Genomic DNA, 18,326 nt, shown 5'->3' on the forward strand with positions numbered 1-18,326 from the left:
GTTGAAAATTGACCCCCTTTCCCACTTAATTTTGACCCCCCTTAGTTATTACTCGTAGCTCCCATTTTCTCCTTTGTTCTATAACTAGGGCCATTAATGGCAATAATATGACTATGATGCAAAAGCCTGTCAAGTATCGCTGAGGCAATTACATCATCACAAAATATTTCTCCCCATTCTTCAAAAGGTTTGTTTGAGCTGATTATAATAGACCCCTTTTCATACCTCTTACTAATAAGCTGAAAAAATAGATTAGCCCCTTCCTTGTTTATGGGTAAATAACCAAGTTCATCTATAATAAGCAGTTCAAGACGACCTAAAATTTGAAGCTTCTTCCCAAATGAACCATTTACTCTAGCAGCCATAAGTTGCTCAATAAGTTCATTGGCGTAGGTAAAAAGTACTCTTTTCCTTTTCTCACAAGCCTTAAGACCCAAGGCAATAGATAGATGAGTCTTTCCTACTCCAGGGGGACCAAGAAAAAGCACATTTTCTGCCTTTCCTATAAAACTTAATTCTGCCAATTCTTTAATGAAGGCCTCTGGAATAGAAGGTTGAAAGGAAAAGTCAAATCCCTCTATGGTCTTTATTTGTGGAAATTTTGCCTTAGCTATCCTTGCATTGATAGAACGATCTGTCTTTGCCAAAACTTCTTCTTCCACAAGCCGGGCCAAAAATCCAATATAACTTGTTTTTACCTTTGAAGCCTTTGCTGCTTCTTCTTCAAATATCTCTGCTATACGATAGAGTGAGAGTCTTTTAAGTTGTTCTTTTATTCTTTCTGTTTCCATTGTTTACCTCCTTCTAACTGATTTTTAGCCTAGCATCATGCTCCGTTTATGGTGTCAAGGCCAAGCCTTTCAGGTGGCTCCGCCAGCCTTGACACCACTCCGCATGATGCTTTTAAATGTTAAAGTTAGAAAGCAAGGCAAAATCAATTTGCTCCTCCTTTAAAGAAATTGATTATAAAAACCCAATTCCCTTTTTATCTTAAGTCTGGGTAGCGGCCTTAAAGTAAAGGTAGGTCTTTGTTCCTCTAGTTCTCCTTCTTTTTCTAAAATACCCCTTATGAAATTAACAGAGTATGTATTATAGCTTATGGCCAAGGAGAATGCCTTGTGCATGTCTTCTTTTTTATAAACCTCTGCCAGTTTTAAAATCTCTCTTAAATGATAGCTTGCATTAAATTTCTGTTGCACAACAAGTCCTTCTAAAAATGACCTTGCTTCAGAAAACTTTTCTAAAAATGCCTCTTCAAGTAGCTTCTTTGTCCTGGGGAGCCTCTTTCTTAAACCTTCATAATGTTTTTGATTGATAATACTCATCCCTTTGTTTTCACTTATAGTATGAGTAGCAATAAGCACCCCTTTTTGAGAAAATACTTTAAGATATCTGCCCTGAGATACCCTTATCCACACATGCTTTCCTGCATAAGGCCAGGGAACACTATATCTATTGCCATCATAAGAGATAAGACAATCAGAGGTTACCTTCCTAAATATCTCCTTTGTGCTTATAAAAGGAGTCTCTGGTAAGGGAATGAGAAATGAGCTTTCTTTTAAAAATCTATCAATGGGTCTAAGGCTTATGGTAGAGTGAGTAACATAATCAAGCTCTCTTTCATACTCATGAAGCTTTTTAATAAATTCTTCAAAGCTTTCAAATTCCCTTCCTTTTATAAAATGCTGCTCAAGAGGATAAAATGGCCTTTCTACTTTACCCTTTGTCTTAGGCCTTTTTACCTTACAAGCAACTGGCTTTATTCTATAATGACCGCAAAACTCAAGAAAACGAGGATTCCACTTTATTATATGCCCTACCCTTGAAATTACAAACTGAGCCGCATTATCTACTAGTATCTCTTTTGGTACACCACCAAAGTGGTGAAAACTATCTTCTAATGCCTCAAAACAAGAGAGCTGGTCTTCCCTTAAAGAAGCAAAAAAGTGTTTTCTTCGGCTATAGGAGAGAATAAAAGAAAATATAATCACTCTTTTTAACTTCCCTCCAATCATCACTGTATAAGCAGACCAATCAAACTGGGCCTGATGACCAGGAGGGGTCTCAAATCGCTCTACTGCCTTCCCATTGCCTTTTTCTGCCTTTAACTTTGAGAGAAATCTATAAAAAGCAGATTTAGAACCTGTGTAGCCTATTTGCTGTATCTCTTTTAAAATTCTTGTGCCTATAAATTCCTTTTCAAAAAGCATCTCTTCAATTTGCTCCTTAAGTTTAATTAACTGAGGATTATCTCTTGGAGGTCTTTGATAGTGAGGTGGTTTATTTGCCTTTAAAGCCCTCCTTACAGTGTTTTTAGAAATACCTAACTCCCGAGCAATGCCCTTTATAGATCTTCCCTGAGCCCTTAAATACCTGATAGTTACCCACGCCTCCATAGAAATCATCTCCTTTCTCCTCCATCATAAAATCCATGTGGAGGACCTATATCTTTTCTTGGAGGGGGTCAATTTTAAGTGGGAAAAAGGGGTCAGTTTTAAGTGGGAATTAATATGAATATATAAAGCTTGGTTTTGATGGAGTTTTCTTTAGAGCCTTAAACCCTTATGGCTTAGCTGCTAAGAATGAAAGTCTTCATTATCCAATAGAAGAATTTGTCAAATCATTTAAGGAAGGTTTGAAATATATAATAAGACTGAACCTAAAAGGTATTAGGTTTGTAGAATATTACTCGACTTTATTATTATCTAGAATTTTGACTCATTTCCCAACTGGTTTTGTAGACTTACAGTCACCTTCTGGGGCTGGAATTTGTGGTGTAATATACGATTACAATGGAGATGTTTATCCTTCAGATGAAGCTCGCATGCTTGCAAAAATGGGAGATAAAAGATTTTTAATGGGAAATGTTTTTAAGGATACCTATTATGAAATATTTCACGGTAAAGTTATGACTGAAATTGTTGAAAAATCGTGTGTTGAAACAATGCCTGGATGTGCCACTTGTGCTTTTCAAATTTATTGCGGGGCAGATCCAATTAGAAATTATTTGGAAACAAAAGATATAGTCGGACATAGACCAACAAGTGATTTTTGTGAGAAAAATAAAGAAATAATCAAATTTCTTTTTGAGATTATAAAAGATAATGATGAAGATGTACAAGATGTTCTCTGGTCTTGGATAACTAAAAGAGATCTTAAGGAAATTCGTGGTGAAAGTTTTTCAAGGTATTCCAATCAATATTAAGCATCCGATTATTGGAAGGATAACAAAAGAAAAGAAATCGTTGTTGCAAAGAGTTAATACCATTCTAGTAACTCATGAGTTTAGGGGACTAAATTTTGGCTATTCTGTTATAATAACTTCTCAAGAAAAATTTCATAGAAGTTTCTTTAATAAACTTCGGGTTATATGTGGCGTTTCTAATGAAGATATTTTGAAGCTAAATGAGGGCGATGTTGTTCTTATCGAACCCGATGGAAAAATAAATATTATTTGGGATGTAAAATCAAATCAAAATTGCATTCTTGCTACCGAAGAATGTAACTGTAGATGCCTGATGTGCCCCCAACCTCCTAAAAAAGATTTAGATAAAGATAAGAAGTATAGACTAAATTTAAAATTATTAAAACTTTTAGATCCAAATAAAACATTTCACATTTGCATTACGGGCGGCGAACCAACACTGCTTGGAGATAGGTTTTTTCAACTTGTTGAATTATGTAAAAATAGATTTCCAAAAGCTAATTTAACCATTCTCACTAATGGAAGAAAATTTAGTGATTTTAAATTTGCTAAGAAATTAGTTGGAATAGCACACCCAAAATTGTTAATATGTATTTCACTTCATGCAGATACAGATACTGAGCATGATTATATTGCTGGAGCAAAAGGAGCATTTTCTGATACTATTCGAGGTATACGTAACCTTGCTCTATTTCGTCAAAAACTAGAAATTAGGATAGTAATCCACAAACTAAATTACAAGAGACTTCCACAAATATCAAATTTTATATACCGAAATTTTCCTTTTGTTCTACATATAGCTTTCATGGGACTTGAAATAACAGGACTTGCTAGAAAGAATTTTAAAAAAATCTGGATTGATCCATACGAGTATAGAGAAGAACTCCAGAGTGCTGTGCTCTTCTTAAACAGAAGAGCTTTGAATGTCTCTATTTATAACCTACCCTTGTGTCTAATTCCTCAAAAAATTTGGCGTTTTACCTGTCGGTCAATTTCAAACTGGAAAAATGATTATCTCCCTAAATGTAATTATTGTGTGAAAAAAAATGAATGTTGTGGCATATTTACCACATCAGGAAAGTTTCAGAGCCCAAATATAAAACCAATTCAAAGTCGTTAACTGCGAAAAGGAGCTTTTTGGCAGGTAAGTTTAAAACAATAACACCTAATTCTTTTTTAATCACAAGTTTTTATTGACAAGTTTTTAAACTTATGATATTGGGTTAAAGTAGTAAGAGAGGAGAAAAAAATGAAAAAGTTCCTAAAAAAAGTGAGTTTGTTTATTGGAGGTGTTGTTGCAATTTTAGGTATTTCTACTACAGGTGTTGATGCAAACATTTCTAAACAAAAAACTGAGTCAATACACCAAGTAACAGAAAACTCTCCTCTCTATCTTGAGCATGCAAGTGTATTTAACTCTCAACTTGGTAACAATGTCTACGCGTGGCATTATTCACACTACTCGCATAGCTCACATTATTCACATTATTCACATCATTCGCACTATTCGCACTATTCCGGATATTAAATGCTGTGAATTTTTCTTAAAAGTAGGCAACAAATTTCTAAACTTAGATTTGCTTGCGTCCTAATTTGGTGATTTTTCGGAAGCGATAACCATGTTTCCAATCTCCCGGGTTGCCAACCGGCCGCGTTAACAGTTCAAGTTTGAAGTTTTCCATTTTACGTACCTATAAAAGTAAAAGGCTGTTCTGCTTCAGTTGGAACTGGACAAACGAGCTATCTGAGTTAAGGTGGAAAAGAAAAGGAGGGAGAGATGGCTAAACAAAGGAGACACTACAGTTCAGAGAAAAAGGTTGAAATTTTGAGGGAACACTAAAAGAATCAGGTGCCTGTGTCAGAATTATGCGAAAATACGGTATTCATCCCAACATGTTTTACAAATGGGAAAAGTAATTCTTTGAAAGGCTATCAATACATTTGCTAACAGCTCACTGCCGATACCTCGAGGTCGAGTAAGAACTCTCTGGTATCTTTTATGTGCGGGTGGTGACCTTGTTGCTTCTTGGCGAACACAAACTTTTTCAGAAAGGGTGCCCGACTTTTTACGACCGAATGATAAATAAGGTTCAAGAGTCAATTTAGAAGGCCCTGTCAGAATTGGTATTTACCTGTAAAGCTTCAGATAAGAACGGGTCAGATACCGTAGTAAATGTCAAGCCTAAAATGTTCAGACATTCCCCAAAATTTAGAGGTTAATCTTTAAAAGAATTGATAAATTAAGAATCTCTGGATTTCAATAAGTGGAATACCTCTTTTTATCTAGCTTAAGAAGCACTGATAACTTAAAAAAGAGCAAAATATCTATCAAAAAATTATGATTTTCTGTCTGTAAAGTATGTTTAAGATTGGCTTAGCAGTTTAGGTTTCCAAGTTTTTGATGAAAAGAAAAATAAAAATCAGCCTCAATGGAAACCGTTTCAAGTCAAAAACGTTAACCGTAGTAAAAAACTTGATTTGTTAGTCTATGGCCATGAAGGCTTGAAAACATTTGGACTTAAATTCAGGCCCATCATCACGTCTTATTATCTGGGGTGCCCCATATAGTCTAAAAAGCCTTTCAAGATGCTTAGATACAACTTTGCCACTAATACTAAAGCCAACTACAGGCTCAAATGCCTTTCTAGAATAAACATCTATTACATTGCCTTTTGCTCTTAAAGAAAGTATATCTATTAAACCTCTCTTTCCCGCCTGCCGTCGGGCAGGTTTCCAAATCCGATAAACTTTCTTGTGATTTGCTTTAAAAGATAACTTTTTTAGAAATTGACAACTTTCAGGATTAAAATTATACTTTTTTCAAAAAGGAGAATTTTAATGATATTAGTTCGAGTTTCCCCAAAAGGTTATATTTTGATTCCCAAAAAACTTAGAAAGCGATATGGAGTAAAACCAGGAAGCAAAGTTCAGCTTATGGAAGATGCAGGAAAACTTATAGTCAAACCAGTTCCAGAGGATCCCATTGAAGCTGCCTGCGGTTTTTTAAAGGGGGAGTTTTCCCTTACGGAGGATCTTCTTAAAGAGCACCAGAAAGAGTTAAAGAATGAAAAAGCCGATCGTCTTTGATAGTTTTGCCCTTTTATCCTTCTTTCATAAAGAGGAAGGGTGGGAAAAAGTTAAAGATATTTTAAGAAGGCTAGTTTCTGAAGATAAAAAAGGTCTTTTATCCAGAATAAACTGGGGTGAATTTTATTACATAATCAGAAGGCGGGTTGGAAAAGTCAAGGCTGAAGAGGCTTTGGTCTTGCTTGAGCAGCTTCCTATTGAGATACTCCCAGTGGATGATCAGATAGTTAAGGAAGCAGCGGAGATTAAGGCTGAATACCCTGTAGCCTTTGCTGATGCTTTTTGTGTAGCTTTAGCCAGGAGAGTTGAGGGGTGTGTGATTACAGGAGATCCTGAATTTAAGTCTGTGGAAGGTCTTATTGCTATAGAGTGGTTGTGATAGAGGAAATGCTGAAATTTTGGGAAAGTTGCTTTTATTTTCGCTCTATTTCTTATGACGGTGAGCAGACGGGCTTTTCTGAGGAAAGAATCCTAAATAAAAATCCGGTATTTTTTCACTCTCAGGACTTTTTCTCTCTGCCTGCACAATTTTTTTTCTCTCCTGATATCCTCTCCGTCCTAAAGGGCGAGGCTTTCTGCGTAGTGAAATGGTAAGAATTCTACAAAGGAGTTTCAATATATCAAAAGGCTCACTAGATACAAAAACCTGTTCTTTCCTTCTAGTGGGACAGGGCAAGAAATAGAAGAGGCATTTCGGAAATCCAATTGAATCAGCCGTCATGGTATCAAAACAATAGAGTCAACCCTGGTGGTTTGATTTCTTTATAGATTTTTCAATGAAAACTTTACTATGGACCTTCCTTTTAGCCATCCAAAGTAATCGAAGTGCAGAATTTTTTATTCTGCATTCTCCAGCCCTCATTCCCAAATTTCCGCAATCGCCCTCAAGCTCTTACCTGTTTTCACACGTACAGGGGGAATGTACAGAATGAAATGAATGTACTGATTCCGTCGCAATCGCCCTCAAGCTCTTACCTGTTTTCACACTTATAAAGTCGGAGAACTTGAGATTCATCTTCCTCCGATAGAGTCGCAATCGCCCTCAAGCTCTTACCTGTTTTCACACAGTTCCTGTTTTTAATGCAGGAAACTTGTGCCTTTTTAAACTCCAAAATACTAACCTCTCTTTCTAACCCCTTCTGACTAGACCAGTGAAACCTGCTTGTCTCTATTTTTCAACCTCTTTATCGGTACTTACAACCAATACTAACCTTCCCCATTCTGAGGCCTGCTTAAAAATTCTACTCCATTTTTAGATAACGTAAACATCTGGCTCTTGTGTAACCATTCCCTCTCCCAGGATGACAATGAACTTTTTACACTCACCACATATCCGATAAATACGAATACTGTCCTCAGCCTGGGAAATAACCTTTTGCAGTCTCTCTTTTAAATTTTCCAAAGAGCTCCAGTCCAAATGTGCTTCAAACACAGAATACTGCACTCTGCGCCCAAAGTCAAGGAGAATTTTTGCTACCTTAAGTCTTCTTTCATCATCAGGAATATCATAAGAAATTACATATAACATCATCTATCATAATGAAAGGGTATATATTGAGTGTTTTGTATAATAGCTTGAGCTAATTTTTGGGCCTGAATGCGAAAAAGGCGGCGAAAAGCTATTTTTTCTCCAGTTTGAGGATGAGTGAATTCATTATTGACTGCCTTTTCATATTCAGGAAAATAGCGTTTTAGCGATTCATGTTTTAAACGCATTGAACCAGAAGGTTGGTGGAGATAAAAATCATTATTGGTTAAGATGCGATTGTTAATTAATCTTAGGGTAAGACGGTCAACCACTGGGCTGCGAAATTCTTCCACCAAATCAGCTGCCAGGGAAGAACGCCCATAGCGTGGTTTGTGGAAGAAGCCGATATAAGGAGCAGGCTGTGTGGAAAATCACTTGCAATTAAATTATTAGGGGCTTATCCTCCTAAATAACTAGCAAAAATAAATAAAGAAAGGAGGATAAGCCATGAAGATCTTAGAGAGCTTAGCACAGACAGTAGAGGATGTAAAGGCAGCGAATTGCCTCATCTAAAATCTATATGAAATTTTGGCTGTCTTCTATAAAAAAAGATAAGGAGGCAGCCTATGGGTTTAACCATGAAGGAGAAAAAGGCAGTTAGTAAAGAAATAGCAAAAAGATATAAGAAGACAAGGAAAAGGGAGAAAGGGATGATGCTTGTTATGGCTCATATGTATTAAGAAATTGGGCAATAGAGTTGACACCAGCTATAACAAAGAAGAGAAAAAGAAAGAGGATATATGATTATAGGGTTTTCACTGCCCTTAAAGGCATATGGATAATCTGTGGCCGTATCTGTGGAAAGAGGCTTGCCCCTTATCTTAAGGAGTATAATTTCCCCCAAATTTTGGACAATATGTTAAGCTTATAAAGGGGGATAAAGATGATCAATCAGAAAAGAAATTATGATCCAGCCTTTAAGGTAAAAATAGCCCTAGAATTGGTAAAAGGGCAAAAAAACGGTTAATGAAATCGCAACAGAATATGGGCTACACCCTAATATGATTACTAAGTGGAAGAGACAACTCTTAGATGAACCACCAAGTATCTTTTCCAATGGAAATAGTGTTAGGAAAAAAGAGAGGGAATATGAAAAACTCATTGCATCTTTGTATCAAAAAATAGGTCAACTGGAGATAGAGATTGATTGGCTTAAAAAATTTTAGAGTATCCCATAAGAGATAGACAATGTCTCATAGATGGAAAGGACTGTAAAATTAGCATCATAAGACAATGTGAACTTTTAGGTATACCCAGATCTAGTTATTACTATATGCCTACTCAAGAAAGCCTATATAACCTCCTCTTAATGAGGCTTATTGATGAGCAGTATACAAAGTGCCCCTTCTATGGAATCCCCAGTATGACAGTCTGGTTGTGCAAACAAAGCCACAAGATCAATCATAAGAGGGTAGAGAGATTAATGGCCAAGATGGAGATTCATGCTATATATCCAAAACCACGCCTAAGTCACAATTTAGAAAAGTACACCAAATATCCGTATTTACTCCATGGTCTTAACGTCAGCCATCCCAACCAGGTCTGGTGTGCTGATATTACCTATATCCGTCTTCTAAGAGGATTTATATATCTAGTTGCCATTATGGATTGGTTTAGCCGTTATGTCCTGTCCTGGGAAGTCTCTAATATCCTTGATAACTATTTTGCAAGGTAGCCTTAAAACAGGCACTTTGCCAAGGAAAACCAGAGATATTCAATACAGATCAAGGGGTTCAGTTTACAAGCCAAGATTTCACATCTTTGCTTAAAATTGAGAGTATTAAAATTAGCATGGATGGTAGAGGTAGAACCTTTGATAACATTTTCATAGAGCGTCTTTGGCGGACATGAAGTATGAGGAGGTCTATTTAAATGACTATCAAGGGGTCTATGATGCCATAACTGGAATTAGAAGTTAAGTAAGATACTTTGTTTAACGGGATAAAAAGAAATAAAAAATGTGAGGAGTGGCTAACTCTTTTCTTTAAAAAGGTTAGATGCTATTTATCAACTACAACTGCAATGCCAATTCCAAATGCGCTGAACTCATTACTTAGGTTAAGTGTTGTATTTTCGTTCATTAATGAACCAGGGATAACGCAAATACCATAACTTTCAATCTTTTGCCCACTTCCTCTTTTATAAGACGTTTCTATCCACAATTTGCCCACTAAGGGCTCAACATCACCTGTAAATTTTTTACTAAAATTATCCGTAATTTTAATGTAGAAAGGAGTCGCTTTGGCTTCCGGAATGGTAATTTTATTTTCTTCTATTTTAAATTCTCCCCAAAAATTTTCTGTTTGGTAAGGATCCTGAGACAATGTTATTCTCCCAAAACCGTACTTCTTCTCCCCACCTATTGAAATGTCCTTGGCTATCTTTAGTAAAGGCAAACTACTATCGTCATACCGCAGTTTGAGATCCTGCTGTAATACCTGGTCATTTTTTATACCAATATAGCCTTCAAATTGCAGGTCAAGATAGATATTTTCGACCTTAATTTTATTCTTCAAAAACTCTATTTCATGTAGAGAGCCCTCCTCGGCTGTCTTCATCTGAAGAGCAGTGGATGTATAGGAGTCCAAGACGATAGACTCAAATTCATATTTAGAATATGGACCATAATAAAATCCCTCTTTTTTAAATTGTGGAAGACAAACACTGTTATCAATCACTGGGTAAAAATTAGTAATTAAAAAGTTTTCTTTTATAAAATTGCCAGCTTTTACGTAAACTTCAGAATTATAAGTCCTCATGAGTTTTTGGACCAGGTTTACAGTTAGTGCAGCCCAGATGTTTATACCTGGAATGAAGTAACGGGTTTGATTGATTATCCCCAGTCTTCTCCCATAGCCTATATGAAGGGGAGAAAGGGCCTTATATTTTAAACAAATCAGTCTCATTCTTCCCTAACTTCTTGGGCCATATCTGATTCAGCAACATGCTGTTCATCAACCTGCAGGGATTTGGCCTTATAAAGGGCGTAAGTAAGCATCTTTTCAATCACACTTTTGACAAAGAACATTTGATAAATATCTTTACAGATGCCTGTCGTTTCGTCTTGACCAATCAGAATATCCCTTAACTTTTTATAATCATTCACATCCTTACCGATAAAATCTTCATGTTTTAGAAACTCAAAACTGCTTTCGTGGATTATTCGGGTTGTGTTTTCTTCAATGCTATTGGCAGCCGGTTTTAATGAACCTCTGTACTCAAGCCAGACTATATATGCAAAAGGTCCATCTGTACTCAGTACCCCTATGGCCTTTGTAATGGTGTTTACGATTTTGGCCTTATCAGATTTGGATAACTTCCCACGTTCGGATAACTTTAATGCCAACTCCCCTGCTTTTTCAGTCAAAGTAAAGCCAAAATGGGCACAATCCCGCTCTAAATTTTGACCAACCATGTTATTTGCCTCCACTGTTAACCACATTAATACGCAACCGTCCAAATCCCCTGGTATTCATGCCCCCAATCCCCAGGACTTCACACCAATCCATGCCTGTTCTAACCACGGCCTTGGCAGCTTTTATGGCGTTATCTTGGACGTCTGGAAATTTCTCCCCGACCTTTGAAATGTAACCCTTAGCGTCACCAAAATTTTTATAATCTTGATATATGCATTCAAACCAAAAAATGGTTATTCTTGGCACTGCTTCATAAGTAAAGAGTGCACCTTCTAGGGCTGCCCCCGTAAATGGGTCAATAGAAACAGAAGTCCTTACCTCAAGATTAGCATTGACAATTAAGGGAAAGATCCTGTCTGTAACACAGATGGCATTGTTCTTGATGACAGATGGAATCTGAGCAAATCCGGCATCCGAAAGCGTTAAATGATCTTTTTTGACTTTAAACAAGACCCAACCCAGATTTATTCTGCCATCAGGCGCCTGAAAGTTCTCTGCTACTTTTAGTTCTTCGTCGCTACCACATTCATAATTTTGACTGTTTGTAAACTCATTTAATCTGCCTGGACTTGTTACCCAAACTGGCCCTATCATAGTGGAAACAGGAAAGAATAATATTCTAGCATCAGAAAAGGATACCATGCTTACTCTTGCCTCAGTATCTTTGCTATATCCAAAGGTAACACAAATCGGACAATTAGTTTCACCGCATTGTCTACCCCCTTTACCAGTAATGTCATCCTTGCCCGCACATCCCCTCTTTTCAAAATATAATGCTGCATAAGAGCGAATTGCCCCTGCAATGGCTGTAGCTGGTATCTTGGGCACGTTATCAAAGTCCCTGATAATGGTGTTATCCACCCGACCAAGCCGGTATCCCCCCGTGCCAATGTGAATTGGATCCAAAGCTGTGGCAAGGTATTTTACTATGTCCATTGCCTTTCCTCCTTAGGAAAAATCAAAAGCATTTAAAAAAAGTGCAAGTTCTAACAGATCAAATATCTCAAGATCTTTGCTAAAATTTAATAACGTAGCTGAAACTTCTTTTTTTAGTCCCTCCATGGTGGTTATTAAAACCTGAGCCAGGCTCTTCACCAACTCCTTATCCTCGCTTTGTGGAAAGTCCTCTTTATTCTTAAACCAGTTGTATATCTCCCTGGCCAACAGCTCCCTAAAGTTTTCCAGGGCAGTTGTACTGGGCCTTGCGTCCCTGAATTGCCTACCAGCATTTATGATGTTTTCTATTTTCCAGATTTGATAAGGCCTGGTATGAATAAGTGGAAATAAGCTGTCCCTTTTTCGCCACTGACCATATTGTTTTTTTAAAGTCAGGTTCATCCTCACCCTGGAAGAATTCAAATATTCAAAATCAAAAACACCAGGGGAAAAGATGATTTCACAGCCAAAAGGAATCTTTCCAATATAAACGGGCTTCACCTGCCCATTAATTTTTTGTAGAAAATATGGATAAAACTTATCATCTATTTCTTTGTCTTTTCCAACTTCAAGTTTAATAAGTTTGTTATCAATATTGATAAGTTGTTCTTCTTTTTTAAAAACACCTTCTTTAAAGTCTACTATGACTGTATTATTTTCTTTTTTACAAATTGCTGGTATCCCGTAGGCCTCTGTGTTACCTGTCATCCCAAACTTTTTTTCCGTTTCAAGGCCATTGGCTACCTGAAATTCCTTCAACATTCTCTTACCTGCATCCAAAACCATATAAAGCGGGTACTTATGATCGGCGTAAACTATGCCTAAATTTAGACACAGCCTGCCCTGAACTTTATAATATCTTCCGTTAAATTCATCCCTTAATTTATTTGCAATATTTAAGGCCTCATTGGCTGGGACCAGATACATAAATTCACCAGAAAAAGAATATATTGATTTAATCTTCGAAACTGTTTTAATCCCGTTAACAAAACCCTCTTCATTGAACTCCTCTAAATCTGTTATCTTCAACCTTAAAATCTCACCAATGTCTGTCTTAAACTCAAAATTAATCATGTCCTTAAACTTTTTTAGATAACGCTTAACAGCCTCAGTAGCTGACCAAGCAGCTTTATCATCAGAGATACTGGCATAATCGGTAATGGTTTCGGCCGTGGTATTCCTTATAAATAGGTCTAAATAAGGACTTTTGCCATTGTATGTGATAGCACTAAAAACCTTCCCAGCAGTATTATTAAGGATATCACTATTTAAACACCCTTTTTCAATCAGGTACTCCTTAACAACCTCTTTGAGCCATTTTTTTTCCAATCTATGACGATAAATTTTATAGGCTAGATCCTTCTTAGTTTTGCTCCCGGTAGGATCACAATAGTCTATATGGAACTTTAAATGTTTTAGCTGGAAGTTTTTCTTGATGCTGGATATAATGTTTTTATCAAACCTATCTATTTCCTGGTAAATGCGCATCATTCTTGAGGGAGATGGTGATTTTGTTAAACCTGTTTCTTTATTGACAAAGGTAGTGCAAATATAGTCGCCCTTTAACCATTGGTCCAATAACCCTATTTGTCCAACCAATAAGGCAAAACGCTGATCTTTATCCATAACCTCATCAAGGAACTTAGCTTCCTCTTCCTTTGCCGGAGATTCTCTCCTTTGCTGGCACCATCTACAGATCCTGTCATGATAAATGAAATGTTGTTTTTCTGCCGGCATTTTGAAGCAGACTTGACAGATTTCCCTTTCATCCATTCCTTTCCACTCTTCAATCCACTTTGGTTTTCTAAAGTCCTCATCAAAATAGTACCAACCTATCATACCATCAATGTTTGACTCGTATTCCTTTTTGAGCTTGATTATTGTTTTGCCAATCTGGAGTATCTTTCCCTTTATCTCACATTTTTCTATCTTTATCCTTGGCAGTAAAAGACCATCGGTCTTTTCTTGATATATCTCAATAATCCTATCACGGATTTCACCATAATCTGGTCCCTTGGCTCCCGGGAACTCGAGGTAAGGGATCAAAAAATACTGGCCATTGATATCCTCATAAACAAGATTTCCAAGGGGTACCTCAAATTCAATAAGGTGTCTAACCTGCCTTCTTATTTGCTTGAAGACTTCCCAACGTCCATTATAATCAGGGAGGCGATTTACCATGGTCAAAAAGTGACGGTTAGGTGATTGAACAGAAAGAATACCAAGGTTAGAGGCAATTTTCCCCGGTCCTATGATTTCACCTTTTAACAGCGTAATTGCTACTGTGGATTTAAATATGGATGAAACCATGTAAGCATGATTCCATAGAGTAGTATCATTGAAAGGAGGTCTTGTGTCAGCTGGTCTAGCATACCAAACTTTTTGAATTTCGTTTTTTAAAGTAACATAATTTCCTTTGGAGAAAATTTTGTTAAAATTTTTCTCTTCCAATGCTGAAGCAATTCTATTTAGGATATTTTCTTCGTCTTTAAATCTATACTCGATTTTGTCTAGTATTCCAAAAGGGGTGTTGAGAAAATCTCCTCTTTTTAGCCTATTTTTTCTATCAAGAGCACCTTCCCTATCCTCGGCTGAATCTAATGAATCCGCCTTTGAAAGCAATTTTTGGGGTCTAGTTTTGGCCCTAAGAGATTTATACCCATAATGCTCATGATGGCAAATCAAAAACTCACCTATAGTCTCATTCAGAAATTCCTCTGTTTTCCATATGTCTGGAATAATTTCCTCAAAGAAATTAAAAGATTCATTGAATATCTTTGATGAAATTCTAAATGGAATGCTCCTTAAATCAATAGGTGCGTAATTTTCTCCATTTGACATTAATATTTTATTATTTTCTTCAATGACAACATCTTTATTTTTTAATTTTTCAATACCTAAAATAAGTGCGCCTATTGTATTATGATAAGCAGGTGGTCTTAGTGGTCTTTTACCATTTTTCTTTTTTACCTCCTCATAATATTTTCCTACATCATGTAAAAGGGCCAACAATTCCATGAAAAGGATAAAATCACGATATTTTCCAATCTCCTTAAGGCTATCAGTCATTAAATTTTTCCAGCTCCTTGATTATTAACTTGGCTTTTTCTTCAAAAAACTGGAAACCGAAGAGCTCTTCCTCTCTCACCAGAAATTTTTTGAGCTCTTTAAATGATTTTAATCTTTTTAATTCCCTTGGTTTTTTTGGTTTTTCAGGTAAGGACATCCCATTTATAACAAATTGACAAAAACTTAATTCATCCTTAATTATTCCATAACCACTGCTCTTCTTGGCCGAAAATCCATATTCAAACATCATGGCTTTTACAGCCTTGATTATTATATCAAGATCTTCCTTGACATTTGTCCTCACCTTACTCAGATCCTTCTCAAACTGCGGTACATATACCAGAGTGAAAATGCCCTCCGTATTTTCAGGAACTGCCTCAATAAAAATAGGCCTTATTCCAGCCTTTGTCTTTCTATCGTGAGGGTTAATGACCTCTACACCGATATTATAAAAAAATGTGGGATAAAATATTAGACATCCTTGTTGATGGTTTTCCCCTTCCCTCTCATTGCCAAATAACCGAACCAATTGGTTATCATCTGATACAAATGGTTCATCTGTTAATCCCTTAATCTTACGTATAGTCCAGCGCAGATTCCCTTTCCAAGTAGTAGGAGAAACCATAGGTATTTTGAACACCCACTCTTTTTTTACTGGGTTATCAAGAATATAGAATTCTCTGTCGTCTTTACTGATATATGGTTTAGCTAGTTTAAATTTAAACTGAATAGCAAAGCTGTACTTGGGCAAGATGGAAATAAAATCTTTGTCAATTTTTGGAATAACTATATCAATAATCTCCTTAAACTTCCCTCTTAATTCTCCAAGTTTTTGTTGCTGGTTTTTTAGACTGCCTATCCAGAAATTCTTCAGCTCTTCAGCATCTTTTCCTTGCCCCCGCATGTACTGGAAAAATAAAGTAGGATTCTTTTGACAAAAAATATCGTATATCTTATTTATTTCATTTTTTATTATTTGTTCCTTTTTAGTAGTATCACTATTATCTTTTTGAAGTTGTGTTAATTTTGTTTTAAGTTCTTCTATTCGTTTAATATTTGGTATTTCCCCTGATAAAGTCTGAGAATAGTATTCAAAATTCATTTTCAATTACTTCTTTACCATATTTTAATTCTAATCCCTTTTTTTTAAGTTCCTTACAAACTCTGTTGAACACATATTCATCTGCTTTTGTATACCCCCAAAACCTCTTTTTTAGTTTAAAAGAGGCAAATTTGTTGGCCTTACCTTTTTCACCATGTAAGAATTCTATGTCTAAAACCTGAATTTCTCTATATTCACCAGACTCCAATCCACTATCAGGAGCAAAAATAAAATAACGTAGGTCAGGCCACTCAGATGGCATTGTACATCCTTGTTTTTCAAATATCTCCCTTTGCCTTGCCAGGTAATTTTTAAGTTGCTCTTTGCTAAAATGGGATTCTAGCTTACCTACGTCTGGCTTTCCCTCAGCTCTAACTATCCCGTAATCTCTGTAATAAGGCTTGTCAGACGGTTTTAAGGTACATCTTGCTCCAATTGTTCCATATTTGTTGATTAAATAAAGAGTTTTATCAAGTAACCACTTTTCTTCATCTGTTAATGTCTTTATTTCCACAAATTTAATACTAAATTTCCCTTCAAAGCCCACATTGACATCCTGAATGTTTGAATGATTTATTGTTATTTTTATTTTCCTTCCCCATCCGGTACATCCAAATAGTTTACAGGCCGGACAGATCTGTTCGTCCAAAGCGTGCTCAGCATCCTTTCCAGCATCTATTGCCTTAAAAAACTTCCTTTGGTCTAGTCGACACCTTTTATCACTTGTCGGATCACAAGCATACCCACCAAGTCCTCTCACCAATGCCTCATACCACCACCTTAAGCTACCAATAATACCCGTTTCATGAAGCCGATCGCATTTACCTTCTACCCCACCTGTCCATATTGGCGTTAAGGTTTTTAACTTAAATTCCGTAATTTATTCCCTCCTCACTATTTCATACTTCCCCAACCCAAATGTGGTGCCCTGGCCGACATGAATATACTGGCCAAGCAATAAATAAGGCATAAATGGACTAAGGTGGCCAGAAAAGGTAATGGTGCCAATGAGGCCACCCATCTTCATGCGACTCTTTTGTCTATTGGAGTAACGCTCCCAATCATACCAGCGCAGGCTCTTTGCCTTCACCTTTATGTTTTGAGCTTCTTTAAGTAGGGCTTGATTTTCCTCAGGTGCTGAGCCACCGCAGTAGAGGTAGGAGAGGACATTCATACGTTCTATCAGGCGGGCGATAAGTGTGGGAAAGGTCAGATCAATAACCAAATCTCCTTTTTCTTTGATCCGTAGCGGGGTCAAGAAGAATAAGGTAAGGGTAGGGGAAGGGGGAATGCCGTTTTCAACAATGTCATTCCAGGTAATGGCTAGAGGAATGGATTTTAGGCTTTGGTCATGACCAGTATAAATAACCGTCTCAACACCATTCAGGGCCTTATGCCTTACTTCTATTAATCCATATTTGCCCTTTTCCCTTCCAATGCCTCTTTTACCCAGTTCTATGAAGGAATAAATGAAGTAAGGTAAATAATCTATGCTCTGGCCAATTAAGGTGAGTTCAAAGCTAAGGGTATCTCCTGGCTGATAATGCGTCTTTTTGGTAAGAGGTGGGCAAAGGATAAACGGGCGGGGGGCAGCACTGTATTTTCTGACAAAATGTCTGGAAGGGGGGCTGGATTCAAACACCCGTGCATAGATGCATTTTTCATGAAGAAAACAATTGTTACACTCTCCATCTTTATTTACACAAACAATCTTTCTAAATACATGCCCGAATCCACCGCGCAGGGTAGAGCCTTTAAATGGAGGAAGATAGAGATCACTTTTAACTCTTACAACAAAACAATACCGTGAAAAACTAAAATGCTCCATTTATCAGTAGTTAACTTTTATTAAACATCTTATACGCTTTTTATAGGAAAAAAGTCAAGAGAAATGTTAAAAGAATTGGAATGAAATGACAAATTTTACCAGATATCCCGGCAGAAATTTTGACATTCGCACTCCAGACACCTGTTTCGGTTTAC

General features: G+C 36.7%; 18 protein-coding genes. 7 read left to right on the plus strand and 11 right to left on the minus strand.

Features of this window, described 5'->3' with window-relative positions; translation table 11 throughout:
* Positions 1 to 41: 41 nt before the first annotated feature.
* Together istB and istA are read right to left on the minus strand one after the other, a co-directional pair.
* Positions 42 to 791, minus strand: coding sequence for an IS21-like element helper ATPase IstB (istB, locus tag HS1_RS05280; RefSeq protein WP_066061753.1), 750 nt, complete (start codon positions 789 to 791; stop codon positions 42 to 44).
* A 159-nt stretch (positions 792 to 950) separates the two neighbouring features.
* Positions 951 to 2,405: an IS21 family transposase gene (istA, locus tag HS1_RS05285; protein WP_066061750.1), complete on the minus strand. Its 1,455-nt coding sequence runs from the start codon at positions 2,403 to 2,405 to the stop codon at positions 951 to 953.
* Between the two features lie 230 nt (positions 2,406 to 2,635).
* Between istA and HS1_RS05290 the strand changes: the two genes are divergently transcribed.
* The 5 genes from HS1_RS05290 (at position 2,636) to HS1_RS05305 (ending at position 6,671) form a co-directional block, all read left to right on the plus strand.
* A complete protein-coding gene (locus HS1_RS05290) occupies positions 2,636 to 3,205 on the plus strand; it encodes an SPASM domain-containing protein (RefSeq protein ID WP_066061964.1) in 570 nt (189 codons plus the stop codon).
* Positions 3,171 to 4,325 carry a His-Xaa-Ser system radical SAM maturase HxsC gene (gene hxsC / locus HS1_RS05295; RefSeq protein WP_066061967.1) on the plus strand — a complete coding sequence of 385 codons (1,155 nt, stop codon included), beginning with the start codon at positions 3,171 to 3,173 and terminating at the stop codon, positions 4,323 to 4,325. The genes HS1_RS05290 and hxsC overlap by 35 nt, the downstream gene beginning before the upstream one ends.
* 129 nt (positions 4,326 to 4,454) lie before the next feature.
* Complete coding sequence (locus HS1_RS13095) at positions 4,455 to 4,733, plus strand: hypothetical protein (RefSeq protein ID WP_156469403.1); 279 nt, start codon at positions 4,455 to 4,457, stop codon at positions 4,731 to 4,733.
* Between the two features lie 1,310 nt (positions 4,734 to 6,043).
* Positions 6,044 to 6,292, plus strand: a complete 249-nt coding sequence (locus HS1_RS05300; RefSeq protein WP_066061969.1) for an AbrB/MazE/SpoVT family DNA-binding domain-containing protein — start codon at positions 6,044 to 6,046, stop codon at positions 6,290 to 6,292.
* Complete coding sequence (locus tag HS1_RS05305) at positions 6,270 to 6,671, plus strand: type II toxin-antitoxin system VapC family toxin (RefSeq protein WP_066061972.1); 402 nt, start codon at positions 6,270 to 6,272, stop codon at positions 6,669 to 6,671. Before HS1_RS05300 ends, HS1_RS05305 begins: the two co-directional genes overlap by 23 nt.
* An 873-nt stretch (positions 6,672 to 7,544) precedes the next feature.
* On the opposite strand, the gene cas2 is transcribed toward HS1_RS05305, so the two are convergent.
* Together cas2 and cas1 are read right to left on the minus strand one after the other, a co-directional pair.
* Positions 7,545 to 7,823 carry a CRISPR-associated endonuclease Cas2 gene (gene cas2 / locus HS1_RS05315; RefSeq protein WP_066061977.1) on the minus strand — a complete coding sequence of 93 codons (279 nt, stop codon included), beginning with the start codon at positions 7,821 to 7,823 and terminating at the stop codon, positions 7,545 to 7,547.
* A complete protein-coding gene (gene cas1 / locus HS1_RS05320; RefSeq protein ID WP_082757639.1) occupies positions 7,820 to 8,167 on the minus strand; it encodes a CRISPR-associated endonuclease Cas1 in 348 nt (115 codons plus the stop codon). The genes cas2 and cas1 overlap by 4 nt, the downstream gene beginning before the upstream one ends.
* Positions 8,168 to 8,821: 654 nt before the next feature.
* Here cas1 and HS1_RS13100 point away from each other — a divergent pair.
* Together HS1_RS13100 and HS1_RS12815 are read left to right on the plus strand one after the other, a co-directional pair.
* Entirely contained in the window at positions 8,822 to 8,986 is a 165-nt protein-coding gene (locus tag HS1_RS13100) for a hypothetical protein (RefSeq protein ID WP_156469404.1), read from the plus strand.
* A 143-nt stretch (positions 8,987 to 9,129) separates the two neighbouring features.
* Complete coding sequence (locus HS1_RS12815; RefSeq protein WP_172793652.1) at positions 9,130 to 9,495, plus strand: DDE-type integrase/transposase/recombinase; 366 nt, start codon at positions 9,130 to 9,132, stop codon at positions 9,493 to 9,495.
* Positions 9,496 to 9,820: 325 nt separating this feature from the next.
* Here the strand turns inward: HS1_RS12815 and HS1_RS05335 are convergent, their stop codons facing one another.
* Genes HS1_RS05335 through cas6 form a run of 7 tightly spaced genes read right to left on the minus strand, consistent with a single transcriptional unit; the run spans position 9,821 to position 18,171 of the window.
* The gene (locus HS1_RS05335; protein WP_066061986.1) at positions 9,821 to 10,726 is read right to left on the minus strand and encodes a hypothetical protein; all 906 of its coding nucleotides are present in this window, start codon (positions 10,724 to 10,726) and stop codon (positions 9,821 to 9,823) included.
* Positions 10,723 to 11,235: a hypothetical protein gene (locus tag HS1_RS05340; protein WP_066061989.1), complete on the minus strand. Its 513-nt coding sequence runs from the start codon at positions 11,233 to 11,235 to the stop codon at positions 10,723 to 10,725. The genes HS1_RS05335 and HS1_RS05340 overlap by 4 nt, the downstream gene beginning before the upstream one ends.
* Before the next feature lies 1 nt (position 11,236).
* Entirely contained in the window at positions 11,237 to 12,172 is a 936-nt protein-coding gene (cmr4, locus tag HS1_RS05345) for a type III-B CRISPR module RAMP protein Cmr4 (protein ID WP_066061992.1), read from the minus strand.
* 12 nt (positions 12,173 to 12,184) lie between these two features.
* On the minus strand, positions 12,185 to 15,241 hold the full coding sequence (locus HS1_RS05350) for a Cas10/Cmr2 second palm domain-containing protein (protein ID WP_066061995.1): 3,057 nt from the start codon (positions 15,239 to 15,241) through the stop codon (positions 12,185 to 12,187).
* Positions 15,234 to 16,343, minus strand: coding sequence for an RAMP superfamily CRISPR-associated protein (locus HS1_RS05355; RefSeq protein ID WP_066061998.1), 1,110 nt, complete (start codon positions 16,341 to 16,343; stop codon positions 15,234 to 15,236). The genes HS1_RS05350 and HS1_RS05355 overlap by 8 nt, the downstream gene beginning before the upstream one ends.
* Positions 16,333 to 17,223: a type III-B CRISPR module RAMP protein Cmr1 gene (cmr1, locus tag HS1_RS05360; RefSeq protein ID WP_082757642.1), complete on the minus strand. Its 891-nt coding sequence runs from the start codon at positions 17,221 to 17,223 to the stop codon at positions 16,333 to 16,335. The genes HS1_RS05355 and cmr1 overlap by 11 nt, the downstream gene beginning before the upstream one ends.
* Positions 17,224 to 18,171 (minus strand): CRISPR system precrRNA processing endoribonuclease RAMP protein Cas6, encoded by a 948-nt coding sequence (cas6, locus tag HS1_RS05365; protein ID WP_066062004.1) that lies wholly within the window; start codon positions 18,169 to 18,171, stop codon positions 17,224 to 17,226.
* Between the last annotated feature and the right edge of the window lie 155 nt (positions 18,172 to 18,326).

This window comes from Candidatus Desulfofervidus auxilii, assembly GCF_001577525.1.
GTDB classification, from domain to species: domain Bacteria; phylum Desulfobacterota; class Desulfofervidia; order Desulfofervidales; family Desulfofervidaceae; genus Desulfofervidus; species Desulfofervidus auxilii.